Below are 18,985 nucleotides of genomic sequence, written 5' to 3' on the forward strand. Positions count from 1 at the left end.
CAAAAATATCACCACTACCAGCTTACCTTCGCCTCAAATCCACCTTGTTCCGCATTCCCAAACACAACATTCATGCCATGCAATTTGGCGATTCGCTGGACAATCGATAGCCCAAGCCCGCTGCCGGTAGCGGTTTGTCCTGGTGGGCGGTAGAAACGTTCACCAATTCGCGCCAGCGCCTCTGGCGTCACACCGGGGCCGTTGTCTCTTACGGTGAAATTATCTGCATTTAGAGTGACGTCCACCACGCTGCCCTGTGGACTGTAACGTACTGCGTTATCCAGCAGATTTCGTACCAGTAGACTTAGCAATAGTGGTTGTCCGGTACGTTTGATGCCGTGGGCATTGAGCGTCAGCCGCACGTCAATTTTTGCCTGCTGCGCTGTATGGTAAATATCCATCACCGACGATTGCAGGAGGTCTTCAAGCGGGATCTCCGCGACGTCCTGAAGGTTATCCAGTGAGTCGAGCCGCGACAGGGTGAGCAACTGATCAACCAGGCGGGTGGCGCGATCGATCCCCGAATGTAATTGCATCAGTGCTTTTTTCCGTGCCTGCGGATCATCGTCAGAAAGCTGTGCGACTTCGGTTTGTACTTTCAGTGCTGTTAATGGGCTGCGCAGTTCGTGAGCTGCATCAGAGGTAAAGCGGCGCTCACGGACCATCATCGCATGTGTGCGGGCGAACAGTTGATTCAACGACTCGACCAGTGGACTTACTTCGCTGGGTACGCCAGTAGTATTGAGTGGTTTTTCCGAGTCAGGGTCACGCATACGTAGCGCCAGCGCCAGTTTGTTCAGCGGTGCGAGTTCACGCCCCAGTAGTACCATCATGATGATTAACATAATGGGCAGGGCGATAAGCCACGGGATCAGTTGTCCGATGACAATCGCCAGCGCCATGTCTTCACGGTATTCCCATTCCTGACCTACAACGATGCGGTATTTACCATCAGACGACGTCATCCAGACAAAACGCCAGGGATCATCTTCATCTACCAGTTGACCGTTAGTAAATCCTTCACGTTTATAGCTGTAGGGAATGTCTTTTCCGTTATCGCCATCATTGAGCACCATTTTGCCGTCGTGGGTAAAGATGGCAAAGGTCAACGCATCGTCATCCACATGACCATGTTTTAATTTATTTGGTGTCCGTGCCATGCGATCCGCAGCGTTAATCTCGTTGAGATCGAGCGTACTTAACCGTTTGGCAAACAGCATCAGTTGGGTGTCGAACAGTTCATCGACGTTATCCGTTGTTTGCTTCCAGGCGACAAAGCTGGAAAGCAGCCAGGTCACCGAGGCCAGAATTAAAAAGATTAGCGTCAGCCTGACTCGCAGACTAAGACGTTGGTTAAATTTCATTTCTCACCTAATGTGTAGCCTATACCGTGAACGGTACGAATAAAGTCACTGCCAAGTTTGCGCCGCAGATGATGCACATGCACTTCAACGGCATTGCTGGTGACCTCTTCGTCCCAGGTATACAGTTTTTCTTCAATCAGTTTGCGTGGCAGTACCCGACCAGCGTTACGCATCAGTAATTCCAACAGGGCAAATTCTTTTGGTTTCAGCGTTAAGGGTTCGCCAGCCAGCGTGGCGATACGTTTGCCGGGGTCGAGCATGACGTTACCGTGGCGCAGCTCGTTGCTGGCCTGGCCGTTGGTTCGGCGCATCAGAGCTTCCAGCCTGGCGGCCACTTCTATCAATGCAAAAGGTTTGCACAGATAATCGTCGGCTCCCAGGCGCAAACCTTCCACGCGTTCGGCCAGAGCGTCGCGAGCGGTGAGAATCAGTACCGGTTCACGCTGACCTTTACTCCGCCACTCGCGTAAAATATCGCGACCATCCATTCCCGGTAAGGTGAGATCAAGGATCACCGCGTCATAAGGCGCGCTATAAAGCGCCTCTTTTCCCTGACGGCCTTCCGTAAACCAGTCGACGCTAAAACCCATCTTACTCAGACCTGTTTTGATGCCATCGCCAATCAGCATGTCATCTTCTATCAGTAAAATTCGCATCTTTTCATCCCTGCGATAACTGTATTTGTTGCAAGTAAACCGTGTTGTAACGTGCTCTGTACAGCCCTAAATTTTCTTTTTTTTCCTTAAGAAGTTGTTAAGGACTATCTTGTTTAATACTCGGAAACAGACATTAAAGGGAGTAACAAACATGAAAAAATTCGCAGCAGCAATTGCAGTAATAGCCCTGTGCAGCGCACCGGTAATGGCAGCAGAGCAGGGGGGTTTTTCTGGCCCATCGGCAACACAAAGTCAGACCGGAGGATTCCAGGGGCCGAACGGCAGCGTAACTAACGTAGAAAACGCGAAATCTCTGCGTGACGACACCTGGGTAACTCTGCGTGGCAATATCGTTGAGCGCATCTCTGACGATCTGTATCTGTTCAAAGATGCCAGCGGCACCATCAATGTAGATATCGACCACAAACGCTGGAACGGTGTGACGGTAACGCCGAAAGATACGGTTGAGATTCAGGGCGAAGTGGATAAAGACTGGAACTCTGTTGAAATTGACGTTAAACAGATCCGCAAAGTAAACCCGTAATTTTACCGCTCCCGGGACGCGTTCCCGGGAATAATTTCGCAGGGAGGCAAAATGACAAACCTGACACTGGATGTAAACATTATCGATTTCCCTTCAACCCGCGTGGCGATGTTGCCACATCGCTGTAGCCCTGAGTTGCTCAACTACAGCGTGGCAAAATTTATCATGTGGCGCAAAGAGACGGGGCTTTCTCCTGTTAACCAAAGCCAGACTTTTGGCGTCGCCTGGGACGATCCTGCCACCACCGCGCCTGAAGCATTTCGCTTTGATATCTGCGGCAGCGTTAACGAACCGATTCCGGATAATCGTTATGGCGTGAGTAATGGTGAACTTACTTCGGGACGTTATGCCGTAGCCCGCCATGTTGGCGACCTGGATAACATATCTCATACCATCTGGGCCATCATTCGCCGCTGGCTTCCTGAAAGTGGTGAGAAAATGCGTAAAGCACCGCTCCTGTTTCACTACACCAATCTTGCCGAAGGGATGACAGAGCAGCGACTGGAAACGGATGTTTATGTGCCGTTGGTGTGATGGGGAATCTTGTGAGCCAAATGTGTCTTTGTGCTTGATAAGTGGGTCGTTAACGAAAAGATTACTGCTCGCAAAAATTCTAAGTACCGCGATGCAGAGCATACCGTTTTGCAGCAGGTCGAGTATCTGGCGCTGGATAATTCGGTCACTGGTTATAACCGTTATCGCGCGGGAGAGGTTGATCTGACCTGGGTTCCGGCGCAGCAAATTCCTGCTATCGAAAAATCGTTGCCAGGCGAGTTGCAGATTATCCCGCGTCTGAACAGCGAATATTACAACTTCAATATGCAGAAAACGCCGTTTGACGACGTGCGTGTGCGGCGGGCGTTATATTTGACGGTCGACAGACAGTTAATCGCGCAAAAGGTACTTGGGCTGCGAACCCCTGCAACTACGTTGACGCCGCCAGAAGTTGAAGGCTTTAACGCGCCGACGTTCGATGAACTGCAACAGCCAATGAGTGAGCGCGTGGCGACGGCAAAAGCATTGCTGAAACAGGCGGGATACGACGCCTCTCACCCGCTACGCTTTGAACTGTTCTACAACAAATACGATCTGCATGAGAAAACGGCGATAGCCTTGTCTTCCGAATGGAAAAAATGGCTTGGCGCACAGGTGACGCTGCGCACGATGGAGTGGAAAACGTATCTTGATGCCCGGCGTAGCGGTGATTTCATGTTGTCGCGGCAGTCGTGGGATGCGACGTATAATGATGCTTCCACTTTCCTGAACACGCTTAAAAGCGATAGTGAAGAGAACGTCGGTCACTGGAAAAACACGCAGTATGACGCGTTATTGAATCAGGCGGCGCAAACCACCGATGCGGGGAAACGTAATGCGCTGTATCAACAGGCCGAGGCCATTATCAACCAGCAGGCTCCGCTCATTCCCATCTACTATCAACCGCTGATCAAACTGCTTAAACCCTACGTTGGCGGTTTCCCGCTGCATAATCCTCAGGATTATGTCTACAGCAAAGAGTTGTATATCAAGGCACATTGATGCCTTTATCGCCGCCGGAGCACGTCCGGCGGCGCTAATGACGCTGATCTCCTGTGACTCGACGCGGCAGATAATGTAGTATCTCCAGCAATATTGCCCCTTTGAAGGCTGGCGAATAAGTTGAGGAATCAGAATTAATGAGCGATATGGCAGAGCGCCTTGCGCTGCATGAGTTTACGGAGAACGCCTACTTAAACTACTCCATGTACGTGATCATGGACCGTGCGTTGCCGTTTATTGGTGATGGTCTGAAACCCGTTCAACGCCGCATTGTGTATGCGATGTCAGAACTGGGCCTGAATGCGACCGCCAAATTTAAAAAGTCGGCTCGTACTGTCGGTGACGTACTGGGTAAATACCATCCGCATGGCGACAGCGCCTGCTATGAAGCGATGGTGCTGATGGCGCAGCCATTCTCTTACCGTTATCCGCTGGTGGACGGGCAGGGGAACTGGGGGGCGCCGGACGATCCGAAATCGTTCGCAGCAATGCGTTACACCGAATCCCGCCTGTCGAAATATTCCGAGCTTTTATTAAGTGAACTGGGGCAAGGAACGGCGGATTGGGTGCCAAACTTCGATGGCACGTTGCAAGAGCCGAAAATGCTCCCCGCCCGCTTGCCGAATATTTTACTTAACGGCACCACCGGCATTGCCGTCGGCATGGCGACGGATATTCCGCCGCACAACCTGCGTGAAGTCGCGCAGGCGGCAATCGCCTTAATTGAGCAGCCCAATACCACGCTCGACCAGTTACTGGATATCGTGCAGGGGCCGGACTACCCGACCGAAGCGGAAATCATTACCTCCCGAGCGGAGATCCGCAAAATCTACGAAAACGGTCGCGGTTCTGTGCGGATGCGCGCGGTGTGGAAGAAAGAAGATGGCGCGGTGGTTATCAGCGCACTACCGCATCAGGTTTCTGGCGCGCGCGTGCTGGAGCAGATTGCTGCGCAAATGCGCAACAAGAAGCTGCCGATGGTTGACGATCTGCGCGATGAATCTGACCACGAGAACCCGACCCGTCTGGTGATCGTGCCGCGTTCCAACCGCGTGGATATGGAGCAGGTGATGAATCACCTCTTCGCCACCACCGATCTGGAAAAGAGCTATCGTATTAACCTTAATATGATCGGTCTGGATGGGCGTCCGGCGGTGAAAAACCTGCGGGAAATCCTCTCCGAATGGCTGGTGTTCCGTCGTGATACCGTACGCCGCCGTCTGAACTATCGTCTGGAGAAAGTCCTCAAGCGCCTGCATATCCTGGAAGGTTTGCTGAAGGCGTTTCTCAACATCGATGATGTGATAGACATCATTCGTAATGAAGATGAACCGAAACCGGCGCTAATGTCGCGTTTTGATCTCTCGGAAACCCAGGCCGAAGCCATCCTCGAACTGAAACTGCGTCACCTCGCCAAACTGGAAGAGATGAAGATTCGCGGTGAGCAGAACGAGCTGGAAAAAGAGCGCGATCAGTTGCAGGGCATTCTGGCTTCCGAGCGCAAAATGAATAACCTGCTGAAGAAAGAGCTACAGGCCGACGCACAAGCGTATGGCGACGATCGCCGTTCGCCGCTGCAGGAACGCGAAGAAGCGAAAGCGATGAGCGAGCACGACATGCTGCCGTCTGAGCCGGTTACCATTGTGTTGTCGCAGATGGGCTGGGTGCGTAGTGCCAAAGGTCATGATATCGACGCCCCTGGTCTGAATTACAAAGCAGGTGACAGCTTTAAAGCTGCGGTGAAAGGTAAGAGTAACCAGCCTGTGGTGTTTGTAGACTCTACTGGACGCAGCTACGCCATCGACCCCATTACGCTGCCTTCAGCGCGTGGTCAGGGCGAACCGCTCACCGGTAAACTGACGTTGCCGCCAGGCGCTACCGTTGATCACATGCTAATGGAAAGCGACGATCAGAAACTATTGATGGCTTCCGATGCAGGTTACGGATTCGTCTGTACCTTCAACGATCTGGTGGCGCGTAACCGTGCAGGTAAGGCACTGATTACTCTCCCAGAAAATGCGCATGTTATGCCTCCAGTGGTGATTCAGGATCCTTCCGATATGTTGCTGGCGATTACTCTGGCTGGACGTATGCTGATGTTCCCGGTCAGTGAGCTCCCGCAACTGTCGAAGGGTAAAGGCAACAAGATCATTAACATCCCGTCGGCAGAAGCCGCTCGTGGCGAGGATGGTCTTGCACATCTATATGTCCTGCCCCCACAAAGTACGCTGACGATTCATGTCGGGAAACGCAAAATCAAACTGCGGCCGGAAGAGTTGCTGAAAGTGACCGGTGAGCGTGGCCGTCGCGGCACCTTGATGCGTGGTTTACAGCGTATTGACCGTGTCGAGATTGACTCCCCGCGGCGTGCTGACAGCGAAGAGTAAAATGCAGGAGAGGGCCGTACCTTCTCCTGTCAAAAAGGTGAACCGGATGAAACGTTGAAGTCGTCATCCGGTGCCGCATTTAGTCTGTATAAACAATAAAAATTCCCTTGAAACCGTTGTTTATTCATGCGTTGCGATTAACAATACGTTTTTCCAGAGAGCGGCTTTTAACAATGCCCTAACCTGATTTCAGGTGACGTACAATGCCAGTCTCTCAGATCTTCAGAGGGTGTTATGCTATATATCTTTCGTCTTATTATTACCGTTATTTACAGCATCTTAGTCTGTGTATTCGGCTCCATTTACTGCCTTTTCAGCCCGCGTAATCCGAAGCATGTGGCTACCTTCGGGCATATGTTTGGTCGTCTTGCGCCGCTGTACGGCCTGAAGGTCGAATGTCGCAAACCTGCTGATGCCGAAAGCTACGGTAATGCTATCTATATTGCTAACCATCAGAACAACTATGACATGGTGACGGCATCAAACATCGTGCAGCCGCCGACAGTCACTGTAGGTAAAAAGAGTTTGCTGTGGATCCCCTTCTTTGGGCAGTTGTACTGGTTAACCGGTAACTTATTGATCGACAGAAACAACCGTACTAAGGCACACGGCACTATCGCGGAAGTGGTGAATCACTTCAAAAAACGCCGTATTTCCATCTGGATGTTCCCGGAAGGTACCCGCAGCCGTGGTCGCGGCCTGCTACCGTTCAAGACCGGGGCATTTCACGCGGCAATTGCAGCAGGTGTGCCGATTATTCCCGTGTGCGTCTCTACAACTTCGAATAAGATTAATCTTAACCGGCTACACAACGGTCTGGTGATTGTCGAAATGCTGCCGCCAATTGATGTCAGTCAATATGGTAAAGATCAGGTTCGCGAGCTGGCGGCCCATTGTCGTTCGATAATGGAACAAAAAATCGCCGAGCTCGATAAAGAAGTCGCAGAACGCGAAGCCGCCGGAAAAGTTTAAGTCGGCAATCTGTATTTTTGCGGGAACACTTTCCTGCACGGTATTACTTTAGCCAGTTTTACATGGAGCAAATATGTCACTCAGTCGGCGTCAGTTCATTCAGGCATCGGGGATTGCACTTTGTGCAGGCGCTGTTCCCCTGAAGGCCAGCGCAGCCGGGCAACAGCAACCGCTACCCGTTCCGCCGCTGCTTGAATCTCGCCGTGGGCAACCGCTGTTTATGACTGTACAACGTGCGCACTGGTCATTTACGCCAGGAACGCGCGCGTCGGTCTGGGGAATCAATGGCCGTTACCTGGGGCCGACTATCCGCGTCTGGAAGGGCGACGATGTTAAGCTTATTTACAGCAACCGCCTGACAGAAAATGTCTCAATGACGGTGGCCGGGCTACAGGTACCTGGCCCGCTGATGGGCGGTCCGGCACGGATGATGTCGCCTAATGCTGACTGGGCGCCCGTACTCCCCATTCGCCAGAACGCCGCGACCTTGTGGTATCACGCCAATACCCCCAACCGCACGGCTCAGCAGGTCTATAACGGCCTTGCCGGGATGTGGCTGGTGGAAGATGAAGTCAGCAAGTCGCTGCCTATTCCCAACCATTATGGTGTGGATGATTTTCCGGTCATTATTCAGGATAAACGGCTGGATAACTTTGGTACGCCAGAATACAACGAACCGGGAAGCGGCGGCTTTGTTGGTGATACGCTGCTGGTTAACGGTGTACAAAGCCCGTACGTTGAAGTCTCGCGTGGCTGGGTGCGCTTGCGACTGCTGAACGCGTCGAACTCTCGTCGCTATCAACTACAGATGAGTGACGGACGCCCATTGCATGTAATTTCAGGCGATCAGGGATTCCTGCCAGCTCCTGTATCGGTGAAGCAACTTTCGCTGGCACCGGGCGAGCGTCGTGAGATTCTGGTGGATATGAGCAACGGTGATGAAGTGTCTATCACCTGTGGCGAAGCGGCGAGTATTGTTGATCGTATTCGTGGCTTCTTTGAGCCATCCAGCATTCTGGTTTCTACGCTGGTGCTAACGCTGCGCCCAACTGGGCTATTGCCGCTGGTCACTGACAGCCTGCCGATGCGCCTGTTGCCGACTGAAATTATGGCCGGTTCACCGATTCGTAGTCGTGATATTAGCCTGGGTGACGATCCTGGTATCAATGGGAAGTTGTGGGACGTCAACCGTATTGATGTCACCGCGCAGCAAGGAACGTGGGAGCGCTGGACGGTACGCGCGGACGAACCGCAAGCGTTCCATATTGAAGGCGTGATGTTCCAGATCCGTAACGTTAACGGCGCAATGCCGTTCCCGGAAGACAGAGGCTGGAAAGATACCGTTTGGGTCGACGGACAAGTGGAGCTGCTTGTCTATTTCGGTCAGCCTTCCTGGGCGCACTTCCCGTTCTACTTTAATAGCCAGACGCTGGAAATGGCCGATCGCGGCTCGATAGGGCAGCTGTTGGTCAATCCGATACCGTAATGGACCAATTAAATCTCCTGGCGATATGCAGTCACGGTGAGGAAAGACGTAAACAGACGGGCCTGAATCATTCAGGCCCGTCTGTTTATCAGGTTGAAAATAATCCTGGCAGCATCAGACTAAGCTGCGGGAAATAACAAATCATTGCCATTACTACAAACAATGCCAGAAACATTGGCAGTAATGGTTTTATTGCCCTGTCGATACTGACCTTACCAATGCTGCACCCCACAAACAGAATGGTGCCAACAGGTGGTGTGCAAAGGCCAATGGTTAAGTTGAAAACCATAATAATGCCGAAGTGAATCGGATCTATCCCCAGATGTTGGGCGATCGGCAGGAAAATAGGTGTAAATATCAGGATCGCCGGCGTGATATCCATAAAGGTACCGACGATCAACAGAATGATATTAATAATAAATAGAATGACCCATTTGTTATCCGAAACACTGGTAATCAGTTCGTTGATCAACTCAGGAACATCAGCATTCGTCATGGCCCATGACATCCCCATTGAACAGCCTACTAGTAACAGAACAATTGAACTGGTTACTACGGAGTCTAACAGGATATCATTGAGTTTCTTGATGGTGATTTCCCGGTAAATCATTGCCAGGGCTAAACTATAAATTACCGCAATTGCCGATGCTTCCGTGGGCGTGAATACCCCTGCGATAATACCGCCAATAATGATAAAAATAAGCATCAGGCTGGGAATTGATTCGCGAAATATCTGCAAAAACTGACGAAAATTGATGCGTTCTGCCACCGGATAATGGTTACGTCGCGCATAAAGTGCAGCCACAAACATTAAAGCAATAGCGGTGAGAATGCCTGGCAAGTATCCGGCTAAGAACAATGCAGCAACAGAAGTCCCTCCGCTGGCGAGTGAATAGACAATCAATACATTGCTCGGTGGGATCATCAGGCCAATAGGTGCAGAGGCAATATTAACCGCCGCAGAGAACGCCGGATCATAGCCCTCTTTTTCCTGCAGTGGTGACATAATCCCACCTACCGCGGCGGCTGACGCAACAGCAGAACCTGAAATAGCACCAAACAGCGTGTTTGCAAGGATATTACAATGAGCCAGAGAGCCTGGCAGACGCCCAACTAATGCTTGCGCCAGGTTAACCAATCGTCGGGCGATGCCACCGGTATTCATAATGTTTCCGGCTAATACGAAGAAGGGAATGGCTAATAGCGTAAATCCATCCAGGCCTACAGTCATCTTTTGCGAAATAACCGAAATGGCGGCATCTGGCGGTAACGCAGTAATAATAGATAACAGCGAAGAAAGGCCAATGGCAAAAGTAATTGGCACACCTATTGCCAGCATGACGGCAAAACTGCCAAATAAAATTAAGACGGGGTAGATATATTCAAAGTCCATACTTCCCTCGTTAATGAGAATTCCGTTTACGATAGTTGTCAATAATATTCATCACTGAATACCAGACCAGAATAAGCCCACTGGCAGGCATAACCCAATAGACCTTATCCATCGGCCATTTTAATACAGGAGAAATTTGTCCAACATGTTGTGCTTTTTCAACAACAATGTTTCCTCCATAGATCATAAAAATAACTGCAAAAACGGTAATAATAATTTGGATAAAACTGTCAAGCGTCAGAACAGATGCCGCAGGAAGTTTCTGAGCCAACAAATCAATCGCCAGATGTTTTTTTAACCCAGCGGTATATACACCGCCAAGTAAAATCATCCACATAAATAAAATCTGGGTAAATTCATCAAGCACGGTGCTGGGAGCGTTAAAAATAAAACGAGCAATAACTTGCCATGTTACGCAGAACACCATAATGGCGAGAATAATACAGCAGCATCCGGAAAGGATCTTATTAAGAATATGAGTGAGTGTGCGCATAAGTCTTCCATGAAAGGGCAGGGATTACCTGCCCATTAGGGTTACATACTTTCTACTTGCTCAAGGTTTTTGGCCGATTGTGCATCTTTCGCCTTGAATTCATCGTATAGCGGTTTTACGCGTTCTTTGAAAGCGGATTTATCAACATCAACCACTGTTGCGTTCATCTCTTTCATTTTGTCGTAGGCTTCTTTTTCAGCGGCAGGCCAGATGACATCTTTCATTTGCATCATTGATTCATCGGCTGCCTTTAATAATGCCGTACGCTCTTTGTCGCCAAGTTTATTCAACACATTGGTGCTGATAATTAACACATCAGGCACCATGGTGTGCTCATCACGTGAATAGACTTTTGCCACCTCGGCGTGACGCATATCAGAATAGACAACGGTATTGTTCTCTCCGCCATCAACAACACCTTGCTGGAGCGCAGTGTAAAGTTCTCCCTGAGCCATCGGTGTGGCGACACCGCCAAGTGCTTTCATCATTGCAATGGCGCTGGGGCTTTGCTGAACCCTGATTTTCATTCCTGCTAAATCTTCAGGTTTAGTAATTGGTTTATTGGCGTAAAAACTTCTCGCTCCGCCGTCATAATATGTGATACCGACGAAGCCTTTGCTTTCTGATGATTTGAGTATTTTTTTACCTAAATCACTTTGCAGAACGCGATAATAATGATCACGGTCACGGAATAAGAAAGGCAGGCTGAAAAGACTGTAATCCGGGGCGAAAGATTCCAGTGACGCAGCATTCACTTTCACCATCTGTAATGCGCCTGAGTTCATTAACTCCAGTGATTCGCGCTCGTTACCCAATGTCGCATTTGGGTAAATACGAATAACTAATTCACCGTTTGAATATTCTTTTGTTTTATCAGCTAAATAGCTTAATGCTTTATGGACAGCATGGCTTTTATCCTGATTATGACTGAGTTTTAATGTTGTTTTTGCCAGTGTGGTATTGGAAATTAATAAACAACTGGTCAACAGCATAAGCGATGCCGTCAGAGGACGAAGTGCTTTCATATCCTGCTCCTGGTTAATATAACAGAAACGATAAATACAGCGCTTTTCTATCGTTATAATAAAAAGTGGTTATTAATTCGTTGTCAGATAATGGAAAATCCCTGCCGGAACTGGAATGCCTTCCTGCTGACATTTTTCTTTATAGTGCATTTGTGGATCGTTCGGCGCTAATACTTTTTCAACGCCGGGAACCGGTTTAATGGCATGCAGCTCCGTGACCATTTGCGCCATGGTTTTTGCAAAAACAGGATTGCCGAGCTTTTTCGGATCGATGGCAATAACCAAACTTGCCAGCTTACGCATCTTGTCATAATCGCCATACATGCGAACAATATGGTTACCAAAATTCGCATTCATCAGCACGCCAGTCAGTGCATCTATAGCCAGCGCAATGCCTGAACCTTTGTGCTGACCGAAAGGTAACAGGTTTTCAATTTTATGCGGATCAGTGGTGCCATTACCGTCTTTATCTATCGCCAGTCCTTCACCAATATGTTTTCCGGTTTCTTTTGCATGAAGTATTTTGCCGAAAGCCGTGGCACTGGTCGCCATATCAACAATCATCGGATGGCTGTTTTCCACCGGGAAACCAAAGGCGATGGGGTTCGTTCCTAAAAAGCGCTCGGCACCGCCATAAGGAGCCACACAGGTATCGGTTTGCGTCATTACGATAGCAATCAATTCTTGGTTGGTGACCATCTCTGCAAAATAAGATAACGCGCCACAGTGAGAGGCGTTTTTAACGCTAACAAACCCAAGACCTTCTTCCTGTGCCAGTTTGATGGCGTGCTCTGTGGCACTAATTAATGCTGAATGCCCCATCCCGTCATCAGAGTCGAGAATGGCCACTGACGGTGATATTTGCTCAATACTAAATTGCGCGGTTTTATTTAACCCTCCGGCAGCAAGGCGAGTGCAATAATGTTCGACACGCATAACACCGTGAGAATGCACACCGGTAATATCGGCATGTACTAAAACATCCGTAACTTGTTGTGCGGTGTTAGTATCCAGCCCGGCAGTATATAATTTGTGGTGTACCAGTGATTTTAAATTTGCTTCACCGACATAAACAGTTGTCATCTTTGTTCCCTTAAAAAGTGATCACACCCTTGACCATATTTTTATTTTCTACAACGTTACGCTGGTAATTTTCGCCAACATTAAAGAAATTAAACTCCTGGTTTTTCATTAAGTTTTCGTGAATTTTATTGCTGCGCATCAGTTCAATTACCAATGCGAAATCTTCCCGTGTGGCATTGCGACTACTGAGTAACGTTGTCTCTTTTTTATGGAAAGTCGGATCGTCAATAACGAGTTCACCAATATACAAACCGATAAAAACAATTTTGCCGCCATGACGAATAAGATTGACATCCTGACTCATTGAGGCTTTATTTCCGGTGGCATCCAGTATTACGCAAGCCAGTTCGCCGCCAAACACTTCACTAAGCGCGGCAATAAAACCTTCCTGTGTGGGATCGAAGGCATTAATAGCAAGATTATCCACAACGTGCTGGCGACGTTGACAGTCAATATCAGCAACAACAACATGTGCCCCTTTAGCCCTAGCGATGGCTGCGGTAGCCAGACCGATTGGCCCAGCGCCAATCACCAGTACGTTTTGTTCAGCCTTGATCTCTGCCCGACGAACGGCATGTGCACCAATGGCGAAACATTCAACCAATGCTCCGGCACTGTCGCTGACCTCGTCAGGGAGAGGCACAAGGTTGTCTTCACGTACCGCAAGGTACTCACTAAAACCCCCATCCTGATGCACGCCATACAGCGAAACACGTTCGCAGCAGTTCGTTTTCTCTTCCCGACAGGCTGCGCACTCGCCACACGGAATGCATGGGATGACGGAATAGCGCTGGCCTGATTGTGCTGTTTGGCACTGGCTGCCTCGCGAAACTGCTTCGGCGCATATTTCATGACCTAATACACGTGGGTAGCTAAAAAAAGGCTGTCTGCCGGCAAATGCGTGAATATCAGTACCACAAATACCCACAGCTTTGATTTTTAATAGCACTTCATTATCTGCTGGTGTGGGAATATCCTTTTCCACATATTCCATAACGCCAGGCTGCTGACAAATTAATGTTTTCATTTCTGCTCATCCGATAATAACTGGCTGATGGTGGCCTTAATGCCTTTGTTTTTTATATTCGCAAAAGCGATTTTTATTTCATTTATAAATGGTTGATGATTGCTTAATTCACCAAATATGGCGCTAAGGTGCAGTAATGCGAGCGCCTGTTGCCATGCGTCTTGTTGTTCCTTAATTAGCGCATGAAATTGTTCACTCATTGGATCAGCGACAGACTGGCTTTTCTCAACAGCTTCAATGACATAATGCAACCAGCCAGCAACGAGCAGTGACAGACCTGCATTGTTTTGCTTTTGCTGATGCAATTTGAGCCAGGGAGTCAGCGCCCGCTGGGGAAGCTTTTGCGAACCGTCCATAGCGATTTGCCCGGTACGGTGTGCAACATTACGGTTGCTAAAGCGTTCAATTAACAGGTCGGCGTATTCCTGGGCATCGATATTTAAGTCTGGATTAAGTGTTCGGGCTTGTTCATTAATCATCAACTGGCGGGTAATGGAACGAAAATCAGCGTCTTCCATGCATTGCCAGATAAATTCATAGCCTGCCAGTGAGCCGTTATAAGCCAGAAATGAATGGCTACCGTTTAACATGCGTAACTTCATCTCTTCATAAGGCTGAACATTGCTGACAAACATCGCGCCTGCTTTATCCCATTGTGGTCGCCCGTGAACAAAATTATCTTCGATCACCCACTGACGAAATGATTCGCAGACAATCCCGCAGGGATCGGCATAACCGGTTTTAGTTTCCAGTAAGGCGAATTGCGATTCGGTCATTGCCGGAACAATGCGATCTACCATCGTGCCTGGAAATGAGACATTTTCTTCGATCCACTGAGCCAGGGGCTGATCCAGTTGTCGGGCAAAACCGAGAACGGCATTTCGCGTCAGATGCCCATTGTCTGGCAAGTTGTCGCAGGAGAGCACGCTAAAAGCGGCGAGTCCTGCCGCTTTACGTTGTTGCAAAGCACAAACGATCAACCCAATAGCCGACTGAGGCGCATCCGGATTTTGTAGATCGTGTTTGATTAATCCATTGGTGAGATCAAGTGATCGCGTTTGCGAATCGAGGCAATAGCCTTTCTCGGTGATGGTTAATGAAACGATTTTTACCTGAGGTTCAGTCAATTTCTGGATTGCTGCGGTAATGCCATCCACGGGGGTATGAATACCGCCAGTCACCGAACGCACAAGGCGTGAGGTAGATTGCGATGCAGACGTTTCCACCACCGAAAACAGCCCATTTTGCGCATTTAAGTTTTCAATCAGTTGAGCATCACCAAACAGGTTGATCTCAAAGATCCCCCAGCGGGTGTCCGAGAGCTGATTAGTGAGATCCGTGTAGACAGCCTGGTGTCCGCGATGAAACGCGCCAAAACCAATATGGACAATATCTGCCTGTAACCTGTCCCGAGGCCAGATGGTTACCTGATCATAGTTGGCGACAGCGATGCTTTCGTTCCCTGACATTATGCTCTTACTCCTGGTAGCTGGTGTGTGTAGACCAATTTACATAATTCACTAGACCAAAAACAGAGAGATGCATCACGCTTGCAGAGAAAGGTAAAAGTACGAAACAGAACAACAAGGTGTTTTTTATATCTGTATCAATGGATTATAAGAATAAATTGAAAGGAAAGTTTTTTAGAGGTAAGTTTTTGGGATAATTGCCGCTAATCTAAGATATCTGATGATAATCGATTTATTAGACCAATTGAAAAGAGAGCGTGTACCAGTGGAGGGCGGAACACAGAGCCAGCGTTATTTTTCACGTCAGCTCTGGACTAATGAAGGTTAACGAGCGAAGAAAAAGTCATCAAAGTCGCTGATGGAAGCGTCTTGTTTGAAGATTTTGATCAGTTCATTTTTGCTGTTTTCCAGATGGTTCCAGGACGCTTCTCTGGCAAGCTCTGAATCTTTCTGTTGCAGCGCAAGGAAAATAGCCTGGTGATCTTCCAGCCATTGCAGACGCAAATGCTTTTCGTGAAGGTATTTGTAGTTCAGCTTCTTCCAGCGGGGGTTTTCTGTGCGCACTGCCCGCCATAATTCGGCCGCTTGTTTGATCAGCACCCGATTTTGCGTTGCTTCGGCAATAAGGCTATGAAAACGGTGATCCAACTCTTCAAATTTATCACTTTCCGCTGCGATAGCCTTTTCCTGCAAGCTAATGATTTTCTTTAATTCTTGTAATTCGTTAAAGCTGATCTGGCTGGCTGCAAAACCAGTAATATTGCTCTCGATCACCTGACGCGCCTGCAACAGTTCAAACGGGCCAATTTCTGAATAAGGCATTAATGATTTCTGATTGAGCTTATCGGTGGAATCGACAAAGAAGATCCCTGACCCTTGCTTCACATTCAGCACGCCTTTGAGTTCCAGCATAATGATAGCTTCACGAATGGTAGTCCGGCTGGTATTAAACCGCTCGCTCAGTTCACGTTCTGAAGGTAAGCGCTCTCCGGCTTTAAATACGCCTGAATACAGCAGCTCTTCAATCTGTAGACCAATATCGTAATAGCGGCGCTTTGTAATAACCTGTTCCATACCTTGCCTTACTGTGGGTGTCCTCGGTTAGCTGATCGTCGTGCAACATGACCTGAACGTTGCTGATCGGCATAAATAGTAGCGGCAGTTGCCACGCTACCGCTAGCCTTAAATGTGTTTGCCTCGATCGGCAGTGAAAAACTTCACCAGGGTATTTCGTAACCTTTCATCAACACCACTTCATTTCCGCGCGCGATACAGCGTATAATCCCCGGCCTTTGATTATTTTTTTACCATTTCTGGAAGCAAAATGAGCTCTATCTCCCTGATCCAACCGGATCGCGACCTGTTCTCCTGGCCGCAGTACTGGGCCGCCTGTTTTGGACCGGCACCGTTTTTGCCGATGTCTCGTGAAGAGATGGATCAACTTGGCTGGGATAGCTGCGACATCATTTTGGTTACAGGCGACGCGTATGTCGATCACCCAAGCTTCGGGATGGCGATTTGCGGTCGTATGCTGGAAGCGCAGGGCTTTCGCGTTGGGATCATCGCCCAGCCGGACTGGAGCAGCAAAGACGATTTTATGCGTCTGGGTAAACCGAATCTGTTTTTCGGCGTTACCGCAGGCAACATGGACTCGATGATCAACCGTTACACTGCCGATCGCCGTTTGCGTCATGACGATGCCTACACACCGGATAACGTCGCGGGTAAGCGCCCGGATCGCGCCACACTGGTTTATACCCAGCGTTGTAAAGAAGCGTGGAAAGATGTGCCGGTGATCCTCGGCGGTATTGAGGCTAGTCTGCGCCGTACCGCGCATTATGATTACTGGTCCGATACCGTGCGCCGTTCCGTGCTGGTGGATTCGAAAGCCGACATGCTGATGTTCGGTAACGGTGAACGTCCGCTGGTTGAAGTGGCGCATCGTCTGGCGATGGGCGAGCCGATTAGTGAAATCCGCGATGTGCGTAATACCGCGATAATCGTGAAAGAGGCGCTGCTAGGCTGGAGCGGCGTGGATTCCACCCGTCTCGACACACCTGGAAAAATCGACCCAATTCCGCATCCGTATGGTGAAGACCTGCCGTGCGCGGATAACAAACCAGTGGCACCGAAAAAACAAGAAGCCAAAGCTGTTACCGTGCAGCCGCCGCGCCCGAAACCGTGGGAAAAAACCTACGTGTTGCTGCCTTCTTTCGAGAAAGTGAAGAGCGACAAAGTGCTATACGCTCATGCTTCGCGTATTCTGCACCACGAAACTAACCCAGGCTGCGCCCGCGCGTTGATGCAAAAACATGGCGACCGCTATGTGTGGATCAACCCGCCTGCTATTCCGCTTTCTACCGAAGAGATGGACAGCGTCTTTGCGCTGCCGTACAAGCGCGTGCCGCATCCGGCTTACGGTAATGCCCGTATTCCGGCTTACGAAATGATTCGTTTCTCGGTCAATATTATGCGCGGCTGCTTTGGCGGCTGCTCTTTCTGCTCTATTACCGAGCATGAAGGGCGCATTATTCAGAGCCGTTCCGAAGATTCGATCATCAATGAGATCGAAGCGATCCGCGACACCGTTCCTGGCTTTACTGGCGTGATTTCCGATCTCGGTGGGCCAACTGCCAACATGTATATGTTGCGCTGCAAATCGCCACGCGCTGAACAGACCTGCCGTCGCTTGTCGTGCGTTTACCCGGATATTTGTCCGCATATGGACACGAATCACGAACCGACGATCAATCTCTATCGCCGTGCTCGCGATCTCAAAGGTATCAAGAAGATCCTCATCGCTTCCGGCGTGCGTTACGACATTGCCGTGGAAGACCCGCGCTATATCAAAGAGCTGGCGACCCATCACGTCGGCGGTTATCTGAAGATTGCCCCGGAACATACCGAAGAAGGGCCGTTGTCGAAGATGATGAAACCGGGCATGGGGAGCTATGACCGCTTTAAAGAGCTGTTCGATACCTACTCGAAACAGGCAGGTAAAGAGCAGTATCTGATCCCATACTTCATCTCTGCACACCCCGGTACGCGTGATGAAGATATGGTGAATCTGGCGTTGTGGCTGAAAAAGCATCGTTTCCGTCTCGACCAGGTACAGAACTTCTACCCGTCGCCGCTGGCTAACTCGACCACCATGTATTACACCGGCAAAAACCCGCTGGCGAAGATTGGTTATAAGAGTGAAGACGTCTTCGTACCGAAGGGCGACAAACAGCGTCGTTTGCATAAAGCGTTGTTGCGTTACCACGATCCAGCAAACTGGCCGTTAATCCGCCAGGCGCTGGAAGCGATGGGTAAAAAGCATCTGATTGGCAGCCGTCGCGATTGCTTAGTGCCTGCGCCAACCATTGAAGAGATGCGCGAAGCTCGCCGTCAGAACCGCAATACCCGTCCGGCGTTGACCAAACATACGCCGATGGCGACCCAGCGTCAGACGCCTGCTACGGCAAAAAAAGCGTCGTCTACGCAATCTCGTCCGGTGAATGCTGGCGCGAAGAAACGCCCTAAAGCGGCGGTTGGACGTTAAAAAAAC

15 protein-coding genes and 1 pseudogene are annotated in these 18,985 nt (G+C 49.5%); 7 read left to right on the plus strand and 9 right to left on the minus strand.

Features of this window, described 5'->3' with window-relative positions; all coding sequences use genetic code 11:
* Positions 1 to 14: 14 nt before the first annotated feature.
* Together qseC and qseB are read right to left on the minus strand one after the other, a co-directional pair.
* Positions 15 to 1,364 (minus strand): quorum sensing histidine kinase QseC, encoded by a 1,350-nt coding sequence (gene qseC / locus D9736_RS06760; protein WP_130257980.1) that lies wholly within the window; start codon positions 1,362 to 1,364, stop codon positions 15 to 17.
* Positions 1,361 to 2,020: a quorum sensing response regulator transcription factor QseB gene (gene qseB / locus D9736_RS06765; RefSeq protein ID WP_130223937.1), complete on the minus strand. Its 660-nt coding sequence runs from the start codon at positions 2,018 to 2,020 to the stop codon at positions 1,361 to 1,363. The genes qseC and qseB overlap by 4 nt, the downstream gene beginning before the upstream one ends.
* A gap of 151 nt (positions 2,021 to 2,171) precedes the next feature.
* On the opposite strand from qseB, the gene ygiW reads away from it, so the two are divergent.
* From ygiW to ftsP, 6 genes and pseudogenes are all read left to right on the plus strand, one after another.
* Complete coding sequence (gene ygiW / locus D9736_RS06770; RefSeq protein WP_130257981.1) at positions 2,172 to 2,564, plus strand: OB fold stress tolerance protein YgiW; 393 nt, start codon at positions 2,172 to 2,174, stop codon at positions 2,562 to 2,564.
* A gap of 51 nt (positions 2,565 to 2,615) precedes the next feature.
* On the plus strand, positions 2,616 to 3,098 hold the full coding sequence (locus D9736_RS06775) for a GyrI-like domain-containing protein (protein ID WP_130218178.1): 483 nt from the start codon (positions 2,616 to 2,618) through the stop codon (positions 3,096 to 3,098).
* Between the two features lie 27 nt (positions 3,099 to 3,125).
* Positions 3,126 to 4,100: pseudogene (locus D9736_RS06780) on the plus strand (ABC transporter substrate-binding protein); the annotation flags it as partial.
* A 137-nt stretch (positions 4,101 to 4,237) separates the two neighbouring features.
* Positions 4,238 to 6,487: a DNA topoisomerase IV subunit A gene (gene parC / locus D9736_RS06785; RefSeq protein WP_130257982.1), complete on the plus strand. Its 2,250-nt coding sequence runs from the start codon at positions 4,238 to 4,240 to the stop codon at positions 6,485 to 6,487.
* 234 nt (positions 6,488 to 6,721) lie between these two features.
* A complete protein-coding gene (gene plsC, locus D9736_RS06790) occupies positions 6,722 to 7,459 on the plus strand; it encodes a 1-acylglycerol-3-phosphate O-acyltransferase (protein ID WP_130223945.1) in 738 nt (245 codons plus the stop codon).
* A gap of 73 nt (positions 7,460 to 7,532) precedes the next feature.
* Positions 7,533 to 8,945: a cell division protein FtsP gene (ftsP, locus tag D9736_RS06795; RefSeq protein WP_130218174.1), complete on the plus strand. Its 1,413-nt coding sequence runs from the start codon at positions 7,533 to 7,535 to the stop codon at positions 8,943 to 8,945.
* A gap of 88 nt (positions 8,946 to 9,033) precedes the next feature.
* Here ftsP and D9736_RS06800 read toward each other — a convergent pair whose 3' ends face one another.
* The 7 genes from D9736_RS06800 to D9736_RS06830 all read right to left on the minus strand — a co-directional run bounded on the left by D9736_RS06800 (position 9,034) and on the right by D9736_RS06830 (position 16,509).
* Entirely contained in the window at positions 9,034 to 10,338 is a 1,305-nt protein-coding gene (locus D9736_RS06800) for a TRAP transporter large permease subunit (RefSeq protein WP_130218172.1), read from the minus strand.
* Positions 10,339 to 10,348: 10 nt separating this feature from the next.
* Positions 10,349 to 10,831: a TRAP transporter small permease gene (locus tag D9736_RS06805; RefSeq protein WP_130257983.1), complete on the minus strand. Its 483-nt coding sequence runs from the start codon at positions 10,829 to 10,831 to the stop codon at positions 10,349 to 10,351.
* A 41-nt stretch (positions 10,832 to 10,872) separates the two neighbouring features.
* Positions 10,873 to 11,856 carry a TRAP transporter substrate-binding protein gene (locus D9736_RS06810; RefSeq protein WP_130218168.1) on the minus strand — a complete coding sequence of 328 codons (984 nt, stop codon included), beginning with the start codon at positions 11,854 to 11,856 and terminating at the stop codon, positions 10,873 to 10,875.
* Positions 11,857 to 11,928: 72 nt separating this feature from the next.
* Positions 11,929 to 12,939: an Ldh family oxidoreductase gene (locus D9736_RS06815; RefSeq protein ID WP_130257984.1), complete on the minus strand. Its 1,011-nt coding sequence runs from the start codon at positions 12,937 to 12,939 to the stop codon at positions 11,929 to 11,931.
* Between the two features lie 10 nt (positions 12,940 to 12,949).
* A complete protein-coding gene (locus tag D9736_RS06820) occupies positions 12,950 to 13,966 on the minus strand; it encodes a zinc-binding alcohol dehydrogenase family protein (protein WP_130257985.1) in 1,017 nt (338 codons plus the stop codon).
* Positions 13,963 to 15,435 carry a mannitol dehydrogenase family protein gene (locus D9736_RS06825; RefSeq protein ID WP_130257986.1) on the minus strand — a complete coding sequence of 491 codons (1,473 nt, stop codon included), beginning with the start codon at positions 15,433 to 15,435 and terminating at the stop codon, positions 13,963 to 13,965. Before D9736_RS06825 ends, D9736_RS06820 begins: the two co-directional genes overlap by 4 nt.
* A 324-nt stretch (positions 15,436 to 15,759) precedes the next feature.
* Entirely contained in the window at positions 15,760 to 16,509 is a 750-nt protein-coding gene (locus D9736_RS06830; protein ID WP_130218160.1) for a FadR/GntR family transcriptional regulator, read from the minus strand.
* 250 nt (positions 16,510 to 16,759) lie between these two features.
* On the opposite strand from D9736_RS06830, the gene D9736_RS06835 reads away from it, so the two are divergent.
* Positions 16,760 to 18,979, plus strand: a complete 2,220-nt coding sequence (locus D9736_RS06835) for a YgiQ family radical SAM protein (protein ID WP_130257987.1) — start codon at positions 16,760 to 16,762, stop codon at positions 18,977 to 18,979.
* The last annotated feature ends 6 nt before the right edge of the window (positions 18,980 to 18,985 follow it).

This window comes from Escherichia sp. E10V10, assembly GCF_004211985.1.
In the GTDB taxonomy this organism is placed as follows: Bacteria; Pseudomonadota; Gammaproteobacteria; order Enterobacterales; family Enterobacteriaceae; genus Escherichia.